The sequence below is a fragment of the Ramlibacter sp. genome (genome assembly GCF_028292805.1).
Classification (GTDB): domain Bacteria; phylum Pseudomonadota; class Gammaproteobacteria; order Burkholderiales; family Burkholderiaceae_C; genus Ramlibacter.
The window spans coordinates 20879-34879 of sequence record NZ_JAQGLS010000240.1; the positions used below are offsets into that span (position 1 = coordinate 20879).

General features: G+C 68.8%; 13 protein-coding genes and 1 other RNA gene. 5 read left to right on the top strand and 9 right to left on the bottom strand.

The features are described 5' to 3' along the window. Window positions 1-176 precede the first annotated feature (176 nt). From JWP65_RS15075 to JWP65_RS15090, 4 genes are all read right to left on the bottom strand, one after another. The gene (locus tag JWP65_RS15075) at window positions 177-3338 is read right to left on the bottom strand and encodes an efflux RND transporter permease subunit (RefSeq protein ID WP_299765150.1); all 3162 of its coding nucleotides are present in this window, start codon (window positions 3336-3338) and stop codon (window positions 177-179) included. An 18-nt stretch (window positions 3339-3356) separates the two neighbouring features. Beyond that, on the bottom strand, window positions 3357-4655 hold the full coding sequence (locus JWP65_RS15080; RefSeq protein ID WP_299765152.1) for an efflux RND transporter periplasmic adaptor subunit: 1299 nt from the start codon (window positions 4653-4655) through the stop codon (window positions 3357-3359). Between the two features lie 179 nt (window positions 4656-4834). Beyond that, window positions 4835-5284, bottom strand: coding sequence for a ribonuclease HI (rnhA, locus tag JWP65_RS15085; RefSeq protein WP_299765154.1), 450 nt, complete (start codon window positions 5282-5284; stop codon window positions 4835-4837). A gap of 7 nt (window positions 5285-5291) precedes the next feature. After that, the gene (locus JWP65_RS15090) at window positions 5292-6083 is read right to left on the bottom strand and encodes a class I SAM-dependent methyltransferase (RefSeq protein WP_299765156.1); all 792 of its coding nucleotides are present in this window, start codon (window positions 6081-6083) and stop codon (window positions 5292-5294) included. Between JWP65_RS15090 and gloB the strand changes: the two genes are divergently transcribed. The 3 genes from gloB to JWP65_RS15105 all read left to right on the top strand — a co-directional run bounded on the left by gloB (window position 6082) and on the right by JWP65_RS15105 (window position 9152). Then, the gene (gloB, locus tag JWP65_RS15095; protein ID WP_299765158.1) at window positions 6082-6927 is read left to right on the top strand and encodes a hydroxyacylglutathione hydrolase; all 846 of its coding nucleotides are present in this window, start codon (window positions 6082-6084) and stop codon (window positions 6925-6927) included. The two genes, JWP65_RS15090 and gloB, sit on opposite strands and share 2 nt — an antisense overlap. Continuing rightward, window positions 6924-8438, top strand: a complete 1515-nt coding sequence (locus JWP65_RS15100) for a transglycosylase SLT domain-containing protein (protein ID WP_299765159.1) — start codon at window positions 6924-6926, stop codon at window positions 8436-8438. The genes gloB and JWP65_RS15100 overlap by 4 nt, the downstream gene beginning before the upstream one ends. 168 nt (window positions 8439-8606) lie before the next feature. Beyond that, on the top strand, window positions 8607-9152 hold the full coding sequence (locus JWP65_RS15105) for a YXWGXW repeat-containing protein (RefSeq protein ID WP_299765161.1): 546 nt from the start codon (window positions 8607-8609) through the stop codon (window positions 9150-9152). Between the two features lie 104 nt (window positions 9153-9256). On the opposite strand, the gene JWP65_RS15110 is transcribed toward JWP65_RS15105, so the two are convergent. From JWP65_RS15110 to dnaX, 5 genes are all read right to left on the bottom strand, one after another. After that, complete coding sequence (locus JWP65_RS15110; protein ID WP_299765163.1) at window positions 9257-10294, bottom strand: ABC transporter substrate-binding protein; 1038 nt, start codon at window positions 10292-10294, stop codon at window positions 9257-9259. A gap of 111 nt (window positions 10295-10405) precedes the next feature. Beyond that, window positions 10406-10816 carry an MAPEG family protein gene (locus JWP65_RS15115; protein ID WP_299765172.1) on the bottom strand — a complete coding sequence of 137 codons (411 nt, stop codon included), beginning with the start codon at window positions 10814-10816 and terminating at the stop codon, window positions 10406-10408. A gap of 8 nt (window positions 10817-10824) precedes the next feature. Continuing rightward, entirely contained in the window at window positions 10825-11418 is a 594-nt protein-coding gene (recR, locus tag JWP65_RS15120) for a recombination mediator RecR (protein ID WP_299765165.1), read from the bottom strand. Between the two features lie 3 nt (window positions 11419-11421). Beyond that, on the bottom strand, window positions 11422-11745 hold the full coding sequence (locus JWP65_RS15125; protein WP_299765167.1) for a YbaB/EbfC family nucleoid-associated protein: 324 nt from the start codon (window positions 11743-11745) through the stop codon (window positions 11422-11424). 12 nt (window positions 11746-11757) lie between these two features. Then, window positions 11758-13584, bottom strand: coding sequence for a DNA polymerase III subunit gamma/tau (dnaX, locus tag JWP65_RS15130; protein ID WP_299765170.1), 1827 nt, complete (start codon window positions 13582-13584; stop codon window positions 11758-11760). Between the two features lie 75 nt (window positions 13585-13659). Between dnaX and ffs the strand changes: the two genes are divergently transcribed. Together ffs and JWP65_RS20180 are read left to right on the top strand one after the other, a co-directional pair. Further along, window positions 13660-13756: signal recognition particle sRNA small type (ffs, locus tag JWP65_RS15135), an RNA gene on the top strand. A gap of 65 nt (window positions 13757-13821) precedes the next feature. Further along, the coding region (locus JWP65_RS20180) for a DUF6538 domain-containing protein (protein ID WP_367280519.1) at window positions 13822-14001 on the top strand (180 nt) is incomplete at its 3' end.

Sequence of the window (14001 nt, forward strand, 5' to 3'; positions counted from 1 at the left end):
TCAAGCGACGATCATGCCGGCAACTGCAGCGGTGTGCCCCTCCCGCCGCGCCGGGACCGGGCGACCCGCCCTGGCGAATGTCCCCGGCGCGGGCCTCGGCTCCGGCTGCGACCCGCTCCTCCTGCTTTACGTCGCCACGACGGGGCGCCCGATCCTGGCGCTGCGCCGTGCGAACGTCACTTCGCGACCAGGTCCTGGTCGTGGTGCGCAATCGCGGTATCGGCGGCGACCGTCGTCTTGGCGCCGGGCACCTTGCCGCGGGCGAACACCGAGTACATGGTGGGCACCACGAAGATGGTCAGCAGCGTGCCCAGCGACATGCCGCCCACGATCACCCAGCCGATCTGCTGGCGGCTTTCGGCGCCGGCGCCGCTGGCCAGGGCCAGCGGCAGCGCGCCCAGCACCATGGCACCGGTGGTCATCAGGATCGGGCGCAGCCGCTGCGACGCGGCCTTGACGATCGCATCCACCGTGGACAGCCCGTGTTCGCGCAGCTGGTTGGTGAACTCCACGATCAGGATGCCGTGCTTGGTGATCAGCCCCACCAGCGTGATCAGCCCGATCTGCGAGTACACGTTGAGCGAGCCGCCCGACCACTTGAGCGCCAGCAGCGCGCCTATCATCGACAGCGGCACGGCCAGCATGATCACCAGCGGGTCCAGGAAGCTTTCGAACTGCGCGGCCAGCACCAGGAAAATAAACACCAGCGACAGCACGAACACGATGGCCAGCGCGCCTTGCGAGTTGCGAAATTCGCGCGAGGTGCCGTTCAGGTCGGTCGTGTAGCCGGGCTTGAGCACCTTGGCGGCGGCCTGGTTCATGAAGGTCAGCGCCTCGCCCAGGGAGTAATCGGGCGACAGGTTGGCTGAGATGGTGGCCGAGCGGCGCTGACCGAAGTGGTTCAACTCGCGCGGGCTGACGTTCTCGCTGATCTTGACCAGCGCCGACAGCGGGACCACGGTGTCGTTGCGGCCGCGCACGTAGATGCCGTCGATGTCCTCGGGCGTGGTGCGGCCGGACGACTGGATCTGCACGATCACGTCGTACTGCTCGGCTTCGCGCTTGTAGCGCGTGACGTTGCGCCCGCCCAGCATGGTCTCGATGGCCTTGGCCACCGCGTCCACCGGCACGCCCATGTCGGCGGCCTTGGCGCGATCGATGTCCAGCCGCAACTCCGGCTTGTTCAGGCGCAGATCGACGTCCGGCTGCAGGATGCCGGGCTGCTTGGCGATCTCGTCCAGCATCTGGCGCACCACCTGGTTCAGGTTCTGGTAGCTGTCCGAGGTCTGGATCACGAAGTTCACCGGCCGGTCGCGAAAGCCCTGCCCCAGCGACGGCGGCGTGATCGGAAAGGCGTTCACCCCCGGCAGCGCCGCCATCTTCGGCCCCATCTCGCGCGCCAGCTCGATGGTGCTGCGCTTGCGCTCTTCCCAGTCGACCGTGCGGTAGGTGACGTTGCCCTGCGACACCGACGGATTGCCGACGTTGGCGAAGATGCGGTCGAACTCGGGGTACTGCTGGCCCAGCCGTTCCAGCTCGCGGGCGTAGCGGTTGGTGTATTCCAGCGTGGCGCCGTCGGGCGCGGTGATGTTGGACGAGATCACGCCGCGATCCTCGATCGGCGACAGCTCCGCGCGCATGCTCGGATAGACGAACGAGATCGCCACCGCGCTGAGCAGCATGATGCCGATCACCAGCCAGCGCGCCTGCACGAGCACCCGGCGCACCATCACGCCGGCGCCACGCTGCCCCGGCTGTGGCTGGTAGCCGGTCGTGATGATCCAGCGCAGCAGGCGGGCGTAGCCGTTCGACAGCCCGGTCAGCAGCCGCTCCATGGTGCGGTCGAACCAGTTCGGCTTGGGGTTGTGGCGCAGCAGCAGCGAGCACATCATCGGCGTCAGCGTCAGGGCCACGAAGCCCGAGACCACCACGGCACCGGCCAGCGCCAGCGCGAACTCGATGAACAAGCGGCCGGTGCGCCCGGGCGTGAACGCCAGCGGCGCGTACACGGCCACCAGGGTCAGCGTCATCGTGATCACCGCGAAGCCGATTTCGCGCGCCCCCTTGATGGCGGCGGAGAACGGGTCCAGCCCCTCCTCGATGTGCCGGAAGATGTTCTCCAGCATCACGATCGCGTCGTCCACCACCAGCCCGATCGCCAGCACCAGGGCCAGCAGCGTGAGCGTGTTGATGGAAAAGCCGGCCAGCGCCATCAGCGCGAAGGTGCCCACCAGGCTGACCGGGATGGTCACGATCGGGATGATGGAGGCGCGGAAGGTGCGCAGGAACACGAAGATCACCAGCGCCACCAGCACGACGGCCTCGATGATGGTGGTGTAGACGTTCCTGATCGAGCGGTCGATGAAGACCGAGTTGTCGTTGGCGATGTCGATCACGACGTCGCCCGGCAGGTCCTGCTTGAGCTTGGGGATCATCTCCCGCACGCCCTGCGACAGCTCCAGCGGGTTGGCCGTGGCCTGCCGGATCACGCCGGCGGAGATCGCGTCGCGGCCGTTCAGGCGCACCGCGCTGCGCTCGTCTGCGGCGCCCTCCTCCACCCGCGCCACGTCGCGGATCTTGACCGGGTAGCCGTTGACGCTCTTGATCGTGATGTCGCCGAACTGCGCCGGCCGGACCAGGTCGGTCTGCGAGGTGACGCTGAACTCGCGCTGCTGCGACTCGATGCGCCCGCCCGGCAGCTCCAGGTTGCTGCGGCGGATCGCGTCCTCGACGTCCTGGGAGGTCAGCCTGAAGCCGGCCAGCTTCTGCGCGTCCAGCCAGACCCGCATGGCGTACTTGCGCTCGCCGTAGATGCGCACGTCGGCCACGCCGGTCACCGTCTGCAGCCGCGGCTTGGCGATGCGGGCGACCATGTCGTTGATCTGCAGCCGCGTCATGGTGTCGCTGGAGAAGGTCAGGAAGATGACGGGGAACGCGTCAGCCTCCACCTTGGCGATCACCGGCTCGTCGATTTCCTGCGGCAGCCGGTTGCGCACCCGCGCGGTGCGGTCGCGCACCTCGGCGGCCGCGGCGTCCGGGTCTTTCTCGAGCCGGAAGCGCACCGAGATCTGGCTTTGCTCGGCGCGGCTGATGGAGGTGATCACGTCGACGGCGTCGATGCCGGCGATGGAGTCTTCCAGCGGCTTGGAGATCTGGGATTCGATCACCTCGGCCGATGCGCCGGGATAGCGGGTGGTGACGGTCACCACCGGCTCGTCGATCTTCGGGTATTCGCGCACCGACAGTCGGTCGAAACTGACCGCGCCGACCAGCACGATCAGCAGGGACAGCACGGTGGCGAACACCGGCCGCCGGATGGCAATTTCGGGCAACTGCATCAAGGGGCTCCTGGGGCGTCAGCCGGCCGCGCGACGCGGGGCCTGACGCTGGCGGTCGTTGCCGCCCGGTTGCACGGTGGCCAGGGCGCCGCAAGGGGTGCCGGGCGCGGCCGGCACCACCTGGGCCAGCGCCGGCACCGGGCGGCCCGGGCCGCCGGCAGTGGCGGTGGCGGGCTGGCCGCCACGGGGCAGTTCCAGCACCCGCACCGGCATGCCGTCGCGCTGGATGCGCTGCTGGCCGGCCGTCACCACCAGGTCGCCGGCCTGCAGGCCCTGGGTGATCTCCACCTTGCCGGGCTGGCGGATGCCGACCTTGATCTCGACGCGCTGGGCGATCCGGGTGTCCTGGTCCGGGCCGTCGACCAGCTTGTACACGTACTGGCGGCCGGCTTGCGGCACGATCGCTTCCTCCGGGATCACGCGGGCGCCGTCGCGTACGCCGAACACCGGCGTGATGCGCGCGAACATGCCCGGGCGCAACTGCAGGTGGCGGTTGTCGATGCAGCCGCGCACGCCCACCGAGCGACCGTTGGCGTCCACCAGCGGGTCGATGGCGAGCACGACGGCGGTGTAGCGCTGGCCCGGCAGCGCGTCGACGTCGACCATGGCCGTCTGGCCGGGCCGCAGCTTGGTCTGGAAGCGCTCGGGCAGCCGGAAGTCGACAAAGACCGCATCCAGGTCTTCGATGTTGACGATGTCGGCGCCGTCCTTGAGGTAGTCGCCCACGCTGACGTTGCGGATGCCGGCGACGCCGTCGAACGGCGCCACGATCTTCAGCCGGGCCAGCATGGCGCGCGCCAGCGACAGCTTGGCCTCGGCCACCTGCAGGTGGGCCGCGCTCTCGTCGACCGCGCGCTGGGCGATGAATTTCTCTTCCACCAGTTCCTGGTTGCGCCGGTGGTTGGCACGGGCGATCGAGACCTCGGCCTCGGCCTGCTTGACCTGGGCCATCGGCAGCTGGTCGTCCAGCTGCACCAGCAGCTGGCCGCGCCGCACCCGCTGCGCATCGCGAAAGTTGATCTGGGTCACCCGACCCGACACCTCGGGCCGCAGCACCACGCTCTGGCGCGACCGCAGGCTGCCCACCGCCTGGGCGTCATCGGTCAGCGTGGCCAGCTCGACCCGCGCCACTTCCACCGACGGCGCGCGAGCGGGGCCGCTGCCGGTCGTGGAAGCGCCACCGGGCCCGGCCGAAGCGGCTGCGGCGTTGTCCTGCGCCGCGGGTTGCGCCGGCTTGTGCTGGAACCACCAGGCGCCGGCGGACACCGCGGCGATCCCGACCACCGCCACCACTGTATGGACTGCCTTCAATGCCATGACTACCGATCCGTCGAAAAATGTGCGTGCGGGCGCGCCGCGGACAGGCCCGCAGCCAAACTGCCAATGTAACAGCAGGTGAGCAAAGCGCCACCTGCCGCCGGCCATGGGCAGAGCCAGGGAGGCCGAATAAATGCCGGTATTTACGGGCTCTTTACATTTTCGGCGGGGGGCGGCCGCTAGCGCTTGCCCAGCGTCTGCTCCACCCCGAGGTTGGCCAGCGCGTCGGCCCGCTCGTTGCCCGCGTCGCCGTTGTGGCCGCGCACCCAGCGCCAGTCGATCGTGTGCCCGCCGTTGGCCACCAGCGCATCCAGCCGCTGCCACAGCTCGACGTTCTTGACCGGCTGCTTGGCGGCTGTCTTCCAGCCCTTGGCCTTCCAGCCGGGAAGCCACTCCGTGATGCCCTTGAGCACGTACTGGCTGTCCAGGTAGAGCGTGACGGCGCACGGCCGTTTCAGCGCCTCCAGCGCCTGGATCACGGCCATCATCTCCATGCGGTTGTTGGTGGTGTTGGGCTCGCCGCCATACAGCTCTTTCTGGGTGGCGCCCGAGCGCATCAGCACGCCCCAGCCCCCGGGGCCCGGGTTGCCCTTGCAGGCGCCGTCGGTGTAGATCTCGATCTGGTTCATGTCACTTTCATTGTTGCGGCAGATTCCCGCTGCGGTGGCTGCGGTGGCTGCGGTTGGCCAGCGGCACCGGCGCGGTCGCCCGCGCCACGGCCTGCCTCCAGGGCGGCCCGATCAACTTGACGCCACGCACCCGCTTGGCGGCCACGATGAAGTAGACGGCGCCGAAGATTGGCCACCAGCGCTCGCCCACCGCGTCCATCCAGTCGTAGCGCGACAGCCATTTCTCGCTCGCCATGGCCGGTCGCCAGCAGCCGAAAGTGCTGCTTTCGACCTCGAAACTCAAGAGCCGCAGCCAATCGCGCAGGCGCCGGTAGCCGATGTAGTCGCCGGCGTCGGGCAGGTACAGCTCGCCGAACCCGAGCTTGCGATAGAGGTGGGCGCGCTTTTGCCGCAGGCCCCACAGGCTGGCCGGGTTCAGGCAGCAGATCACCACCTTGCCTTCGGGCACCAGCACCCGCTCCACCTCGCGCAGCGTGGCGTGCGGATCGACGTTCAACTCGAGCGAGTGCGGCAGCACCACCAGGTCGAGGCTGTTCTCCTCGAACGGCAGCGCGCCGTAGCTGGTGACCAGCGCCGGCTTGACAGCGGCGGCCAGCGACTGCGGCTCGCCCAGGGCCAGCCACTTGTGCGGCATGCGGTTGGCGGCGAGCGTGTCCAGCTCCGGCAAACCGAGCTGCAGCGCGTGGTAACCGAAGATGTCGCCGACGGCGCGATCGAACTCCGCCCGCTCCCAGGCCAGAAGATACTGGCCAGGCGGGGTTTCAAACCACTGCTGCATTCCTATAATCTGGTCGCTCATGAAGTTGATCCCGCTGCCCGCATTCCAGGACAACTACCTTTGGCTGTTGCAAGACGGCCAGCGCGCCCTCGTCGTCGACCCCGGCGATGCGCAGCCGGTGCTGGCGTACCTGGAACAGGCCGGCCTGCGACTCGAGGCGATTCTAGTCACCCACCACCACCAGGATCACACCGGTGGCGTGGATGCACTGCGCCAGGCCACCGGCGCCAAGGTCTGGGGCCCCGCCCGCGAGCGCATCCCGGAGCCCGTCCTCCGCCTGTCCGAAGGCGATGCCATCGAGGTCCTCGGCCTGCGCTTCGAGGTGTTCGACGTGCCCGGCCACACGGCCGGCCACATCGCGTACTACTGCGCCGACACTGCTGGCCCCCAAGGAACTTCGTCCCGGCCCCCCGAGGCGGCGCATCCGGCCGGGGGCGGCCCGGCGCCGGACGACGGCGCCCCGCTGCTGTTTTGCGGCGACACCCTGTTTTCCGGCGGCTGCGGCCGTCTGTTCGAGGGCACGCCGGCGCAGATGCTGTCGTCCCTGGACAAGCTCGCGGCGTTGCCGGGAGCCACGCGGGTGTGCTGCACGCACGAATACACGCTGTCCAACCTGAACTTTGCAATCGCGGTGGAACCGCGCAACACGGATCTGGCGCATTACCGGCAACAATGCGTGGCGCTGCGGGCGCGCGGCGAGCCCACCCTGCCCTCCAGCATCGCGCTGGAAACCAGAATCAATCCCTTCTTGCGCGCCCGGGTCCCGGCGGTGGCGCAGGTAGCGCACGCGCATGACGGCGCCAACGAAAACGACGCGGTCGCGGTGTTCGCGAGCTTGCGGCAATGGAAGAACGAATTCAGATGAAGCAGTCCCACCTCCTGGCCCTGGTCGCCGCGCTTGCCCTCGCCGGCTGCGCCACCACACAGGGCCCCGAGTCGAGTGGCGCCCTGGCGCCCGCCGTCGAAGCCAACACCACCGCCTCCCGCCTGCCCGCCGTCATTCCCACCGGACCGCTCAGCGCGCTGAAGAACTCCGAGATCGGTTCGCGCTCGGTCGCCGGCCTGGAGCCGCCGCCGGACCTGTTCAGCCGCATCCGCCGCGGCTTCGCGATGCCCGACCTGGACCAGGACCTGGTGCGCAAGCAGGAGCAGTGGTACGCCACCCGCCCGGACTACATCCAGCGCATGACGGACCGCTCGCGCAAGTACCTTTTCCACATCGTGGAGGAACTCGAGCGCCGCAACATGCCGACCGAGCTGGCGCTGCTGCCCTTCATCGAAAGCGCGTTTAACCCGCAGGCCGTCTCCAGCGCCCGCGCCGCCGGCATGTGGCAGTTCATGCCGGCCACCGGCCGCGACTTCGACCTCAAGCAGAACGTGTTTCGCGACGACCGCCGCGACGTGCTGGCCTCCACCCGCGCCGCGCTGGACTACCTGCAGCGGCTGCACACCATGTTCGGCGACTGGCACCTGGCGCTGGCCGCCTACAACTGGGGCGAGGGCAGCGTCGGCCGCGCCATCAAGGCCAACCAGCGCGCCGGGCTTGGCACCTCGTACACCGAGCTGAACATGCCCGACGAGACGCGCAACTACGTGCCCAAGCTGCAGGCCGTCAAGAACATCGTCGCCAATCCCGACCAGTTCCGCGCCGAACTGCCGCTGATCGAGAACCACCCTTACTTCCAGTCGGTCACGCTGGAGCGCGACATGGACGTGGAACTGGCCGCCAGGCTGGCCGACGTCAACCTCGACGACTTCAAGGCGCTCAACCCGCAGCACAACCGGGCGGTGATCCTGGCCGCCGGCTCGCCGCAGATCCTGCTGCCCTGGGACAACGCCACCGTCTTCAAGCGCAACTTCTCCGAGTACACCCGGGGCAAGTTCGCCAGCTGGACGGCCTGGAGCGCCCCCGCCACGATGAGCGTGCCGGAGGCGGCGCGCCGCACCGGCATGTCGGAAGGCGACATGCGCAGCGTCAACAGCATTCCGCCGCGTATGCTGATCAAGGCCGGCTCGGTGCTGATCGTGCCGCGCTCGGGCACTGGCCACCAGGACGTCACCAGCCACGTGGCGGACAACGCCCAACTGAACCTGGCGCCGGAGATCATCACGCGGCGCACCGTGGTCAAGGCCAGGCGCGGCGACTCGGTGGCGACCATCGCGCGCCGCCACAACCTCAGCGCTGGTCAGGTGGCCGAGTGGAACGACATCCGCGCCTCATCGGTGTTCAAGGCGGGCCAGCAGGTCGTGCTGCACCTGCCGGTGCGAGCTGCCGCGGCACGGCGGAGGGCTCCAGTGCGCGCCAGCGCGCCGGTGCGCAGCGTCAGCAAGGCGCCCGTGCGCCGGGCCGCAATCGTGAAGAACAAGCGTCGCTGAGGGCGGCACGCGAAGTTGTTCGCGGGGTTTGTATAGCCGCCGCGTCCAGTTGTAAGCACCGCGTCCACACATAGGACAACGCCGACGGTGTGTACCGTCCCGGTCCGATGCTGGGGGCGAGCCAACCCGGCCATAGTGGGTCCATTCCAACCTTGAAGGGAATGCGACATGAACAACAAGACACTCCTTGGCGCCGTGATGGCCGCCTCGCTCATGGGATTCGGCGCCGCCGCCCATGCGCAGTACACCGCCATCGTCTCGGTGGCGCCACCGACGCCCCAGTACGAAGTGGTTCCGGGCCCGCGCCAGGGCCATGTCTGGGCGCCGGGCCATTACGAGTGGCGGGGCAACCAGCACGTGTGGGTGCAAGGCCAGTGGCTGGCGGCCCGCAACGGCTACGACTACCGCGAGCCGCGCTGGGTGCAGCGTGGCAACGGCCAGTGGCACCTGGTGGGTGGCAACTGGGAACGCCGCGGCCCCGACGGCGACCGCGACGGCGACGGCATCGCCAACCGCGACGACCGCGACCGTGATGGCGACGGCATTGCCAACCGCAACGACAACCGGCCGAACCGGGCCGCCAGCGCCCGCGACCTGCGCCCGAACGGCGACCTGGACCGCGACGGCATCGTCAACCGCCACGACCGCGACCGTGACGGCGACGGCGTGCGCAACAACCGCGACCGCTTCCCCGACAACGCTCGCCACAGCTGACGGCGCGGGCTGAGGCCCGGCGTTGAATGAAGAAGGGGCCCTCGGGGCCCCTTCTTCATTCGCGCATGGCCAGTGACTTCGCTGTCGCTGGTCATTCCTCGCCTTCAGGCCTTGAACCGCTCCTTGGCCCGCCGCGCGAAGTCATTGGTGTAGGTCTTGCCCAGGTCGATGCGGTCGCCCTTGATGGACGGGTCGAAACTGGCGAGCGCCTTCAGCGCCGTGCGCGCCCCGTCCTCAGGCAGCAGGCCGTCGGTCGCGATCGCCTCGCGCACCTTGTTGAACGAAGCGAGGTACAGCGCGCGGTCGCCGAGCAGGTAGGTCTCGGGCACGGTCTTGATGATGTCGCTGGGCCCCGCCGTCTGCAGCCACTTGAGGCCGTGCACGATGGCGTTGGCCAGCGCCTGGCAGGTGTTGGGGTTCTTCTGAACGAACTCCATCGGCGCGAACAGGCAGGCCGCCGGCATGGGGCCGCCGAACACTTCGTGCGTGCCCTTGAGGGTGCGCGTGTCGCTGATGATGCGGACTTCGCTTTTCTGCTCCAGCATCGTCATCACCGGGTCGGTGTTGCTCATGGCGTCGACCTGGCCCGAGCGCAGCGCCGCCAGCGCCCCGGCGGACGCGCCGACACCGACGAAGCTCACGTCCGAGGCCTTCAGCCCGGCGCGCGCCAGCACGATGTTGGCCACCATGTTGGTGGACGAGCCGGGCGCGGAGACCCCGATCTTCTTGCCGCGCAGGTCGGCCACGCCCCTGTACTGAGGCATCGCCCGGATCGACACGCCCATGGCGATCTGCGGCGCGCGCCCCTGCAGCACGAACGCCTGGAACACCTGGTTCCTGCTTTGCAGGTTGATGGTGTGCTCGTAGGCGCCGCTCACCACGTCGGCGGAGCCGGCCAGCACCGCCTGCAGCGCGGGCGCGCCGCCGGCGAAATCGGAAATCTCGAGGTCGAGGCCCTCCGACTTGAAGTAACCGAGCTGCTCGGCGACCGTCAAGGGCAGGTAGTAGATGGCGGACTTGCCGCCGACGGCGATGGAAACCTTGCTCTTCTCGGGCCTGCCCTGCGCGCGCAGCGCAGGCGCTGCGACGGCCGCGGCGGCCAGCGCCACGAAGCGCCGGCGGCCGAGTGACAGGTTCAACATGGAAAAGCCTCGCTGCAATTCTTATGGGTTGACCGCAGGTTAGTGCGCTCTCGCCCCGACCCGCATCGGGACTAGCCCGTGCGGGTTTTCACGTAACGCGCGAGCAGGCTCCTAGCGGTATCCGCTGAACAAGATCGCGATATTGACCAGCAGCGCGAGGGCCCACACCAGCGAACGCGGCGTCGCCAGGCCGGCAACGTACATCGCCACGTAGATGATGCGCAGCGTGACGAACAGCAGCGCCAGGATGTCCAGCTTGGCCTGCGTGGCGCCAAGCTGGTGGGCGATGATCACCGCGCCGATGAAGAACGGCAGCGCCTCGAAGCTGTTGGCCTGCGCCGCGTTGGCGCGCGCCTGCCAGCCCTCCTGCCGCGCCAGCCACGCGCGCGGCTCCACGTTGTCGTAGCCGCCGTCGCGGCGCGGCTTGCCAAAGCCGTGCCACTTGGCCAGCCCGGCGCAGGCGATCGGCAGCAGGGCGGCGATCAGCACGCACCAGTAGGCCACGGTGAATCCGAAAGTCATCGGCGTCGTCACTTCGTTCTCCTGTCCACCAGCGCATGGGCGATGGTTCCCAGATCCACGTATTCGAGCTCGCTGCCGGCGGGCACGCCACGCGCGAGCCGCGTGACCTTCAGCCCGCGCTGCTTGAGCGCTTCGGCGATCACATGCGCGGTGGCCTCGCCTTCCGCGGTGAAGTTCGTTGCCAAGATCACCTCCTGCACCTGGCCATCGGTCGCCCGGTCGAACAGCTTCGACAAGCCGATCTCCCTGGGACCGATACCGTCCAGCGGACTGAGCTTGCCCATCAACACGAAATACAGGCCCTGGTAGGCCTGCGTGCGCTCCACCGCGGCCTGGTCGGCGGGGGTCTCCACCACGCACAGCTTGCCGCGGTCCCGCTGCGGGCTGCGGCAGGTGGCGCACACCTCGTCCTCGGTGAAGGTGTGGCACTCGCTGCAATGGCGCACGTGGCCGGCCGCCTGCGCCAGCGCGCGCGACAGCACCTGCGCGCCCTCGCGGTCGTGCTGCAGCAGGTGGAAGGCCATGCGTTGCGCGGACTTGACGCCCACACCCGGCAAGCGGCGCAGGGCGTCGACCAGCGCCTGGAGGGAAGGCTCTGCCAAGCGCTAGAAAGGCAGCTTCATGCCGGGCGGCAGCCCTGCCGTCAGCTTGCCCATCTTCTCGTTGCTGGTCTCTTCCGCCTTGCGCACGGCGGCGTTGAAGGCCGCGGCCACCAGGTCTTCCAGCATGTCCTTGTCTTCGCCCAGCAGGCTGGGGTCGATGGTGACGCGCTTGACGTCGTGCTTGCAGGTCATGGTGACCTTCACCAGCCCGGCGCCGGCCTCGCCGCTGACCTCGATCAGCGCCAGTTCTTCCTGCGCCTTCTTCATGTTGTCCTGCATCGCCTGGGCCTGCTTCATGAGGCCGGCGAGCTGTCCCTTGTTGAACATGGATGTCTCTCTCTAGTGTTTCGGTACGGGTTTGATGCTGCCAGGGACGATTTTCGCCCCAAAGTCACGCTGCATCTGCTGCACGAACGGATCGTTCAGGATGATCTGCTCCGCGGCCTGCTGGCGCAAGGCCGCGGCCTGGGCATTGCGGCGCGCCGGGCTGTCGGTGACGGCGCCCACTTCGACCGTGAGCTGCACCGCGTGCCCGGCGGCTTCCAGCGCCGCGCGCAGCCGCTCGCGGCTGGCCGGCTGGTTGAGCGACTCGCGCTCCACCCGCAGCATCCAGTGGCCGACGTCGCGGCCCACCAGCTGGGACTGCAGCGCCAGCTCGCGCACCAGCGCGGCGATGGCTTCGCGCTCGACCAGCTCCTGCACGGTCGCCTGCCAGAAGTCGCCCTCGGGCGTGGCCGCCACAGCCGGCGCCCCGGTCGGCGCTTCGCGCAAGGGCTCGGGCTGCGTGCGCACCGGCACGCCCAGCACGTCGCCATTGCCATTGCGCGGCGGAAAGGCGCCGGGGCGCGGTGGCGCCTGGCGAGGCTCGACCACGGAAAGGACTTGGCCCGGCGGGGCGGTCGGGCGCGGGGATTGAGCGATGGGCGCGGGCAGGCTGGGGTGCGCTTCGCTTGCCGCCAGCCGAGCGGGCGCAGCTTCGGGCGGATTCGCAGGCTGGGGCGGCGCAGCCACTTCAGGGCCGGGCAAAGGCGCCGCCGCGCCCTCATTCAAAGTTTTTTTTTGAGCGCTGTGCGGCTTGAACGCCAGCAACCGCAGCAACACCATCGTCAGCCCGGCGTATTCGTCCGGGGCCAGGCCCAGCTCCGCGCGGCCGTGCAGGCAGATGCTGTAGAGCAGCTGGGTCTCGTCGGCCGGCATCGACGCGGCCAGCCGCGCGATGGCGGCGGCCTCGTCGTCGGCCGGGTGCGAGGCGTCCGGCACGGCTTGCAACACGGCCATGCGCTGCAGCACCATGCTCATTTCCTCCAGCGCCGCCGCCGCGCTCAAGCCGTGCAGGCGCAAAGCCTCGGAGATCTCCACCACGGTCTTGCCGTCCGACTGCGCCAGTGCTTCCAGCAGCCTGAACACATGGCTGCGATCGACGCTGCCCAGCATCTGGCGCACCGCCGCTTCTTGCAGCTGGCCGGCGCCGAAGGCGATGGCCTGGTCGGTCAGCGACAGCGCATCGCGCATCGAACCGCGGGCGGCGCGCGAGATCAGCCGCAGCGCCTGCGCCTCGGCCGGCACCGCCTCCGCCGCCAGCACGGTGGCCAGGTGGTCCTGCACCGTCTCCGGCGCCATCGGCCGCAAGTTGAACTGCAGGCAGCGCGAGAGCACCGTCACCGGCACCTTCTGCGGGTCGGTGGTGGCCAGCACGAACTTGAGGTATTCGGGCGGCTCTTCCAGAGTCTTGAGCATCGCGTTGAACGCGTGCCCGGTGAGCATGTGCACCTCGTCGATCATGAAGACCTTGAAGCGGCCCTGCACCGGCTTGTAGACGGCCTGCTCCAGCAACGACTGCACCTCGTCCACGCCGCGGTTGGAGGCCGCGTCCAACTCGGTGTAGTCGACGAAGCGGCCGCTGTCGATGTCGGCGCAGGCCTGGCAGACGCCGCACGGCGCGGCCGTGATCCCGCCCTGCCCGTCCGCCCCCTGGCAGTTGAGCGACTTGGCCAGGATGCGCGACACCGTGGTCTTGCCCACGCCGCGCGTGCCCGTGAACAGGTAGGCGTGGTGCAGCCTTTGCTGCTCCAGCGCGTTGGACAGGGCCTGCACGACGTGCTCCTGGCCGACCATTTCGCTGAAGGTCTTGGGCCGGTACTTGCGGGCGAGCACGAGATAGGACATTGCCGCGATTCTAAGTTGCTCCCCGCAGAGCCCCCTCGCGTGCCGGCCGCCGCGACCTAGCCTACAATCCATCCTGACGGGCCTCCCCGCATGGTGAAGCGGCCAACCGGGTCAGGTGGGGAACCAAGCAGCCCTAACTGTGGAGCCAGTGCCGGGGGTAAGGCTCGTCACCTTTCATTGTTGGAAGTGAGAGCTGGCGCGGGTTTCGAGCCTGTAGCGGCTCTCCGGCCCCTCCGTGTGTCAGTTTCATGTGTCACTTTGTCCAACGCCGATGAACAAAATGACCATGGCCAAACTGCCTGGACTCTTCTGCGGGAAGGGGTCTACCAACTGCGCGTGATGGTTCCCAAGGACCTCAGCGCAGCCTACGGCGGCAAGACCCGCCTCACCTCCTCCCTGTCCACCGGAAGCCACCGC

Coding starts and splice junctions, on each gene's coding strand:
- JWP65_RS15125 (WP_299765167.1), bottom strand. CDS start 11,745: ATGTTCAACAAGGGACAGCTCGCCGGCCTCATGAAGCAGGCCCAGGCG.
- dnaX (WP_299765170.1), bottom strand. CDS start 13,584: ATGTCCTATCTCGTGCTCGCCCGCAAGTACCGGCCCAAGACCTTCAGC.
- JWP65_RS15105 (WP_299765161.1), top strand. CDS start 8,607: ATGAACAACAAGACACTCCTTGGCGCCGTGATGGCCGCCTCGCTCATG.
- JWP65_RS15080 (WP_299765152.1), bottom strand. CDS start 4,655: ATGGCATTGAAGGCAGTCCATACAGTGGTGGCGGTGGTCGGGATCGCC.
- gloB (WP_299765158.1), top strand. CDS start 6,082: ATGAAGTTGATCCCGCTGCCCGCATTCCAGGACAACTACCTTTGGCTG.
- JWP65_RS15110 (WP_299765163.1), bottom strand. CDS start 10,294: ATGTTGAACCTGTCACTCGGCCGCCGGCGCTTCGTGGCGCTGGCCGCC.
- JWP65_RS15115 (WP_299765172.1), bottom strand. CDS start 10,816: ATGACTTTCGGATTCACCGTGGCCTACTGGTGCGTGCTGATCGCCGCC.
- JWP65_RS15090 (WP_299765156.1), bottom strand. CDS start 6,083: ATGAGCGACCAGATTATAGGAATGCAGCAGTGGTTTGAAACCCCGCCT.
- JWP65_RS15100 (WP_299765159.1), top strand. CDS start 6,924: ATGAAGCAGTCCCACCTCCTGGCCCTGGTCGCCGCGCTTGCCCTCGCC.
- JWP65_RS15075 (WP_299765150.1), bottom strand. CDS start 3,338: ATGCAGTTGCCCGAAATTGCCATCCGGCGGCCGGTGTTCGCCACCGTG.
- rnhA (WP_299765154.1), bottom strand. CDS start 5,284: ATGAACCAGATCGAGATCTACACCGACGGCGCCTGCAAGGGCAACCCG.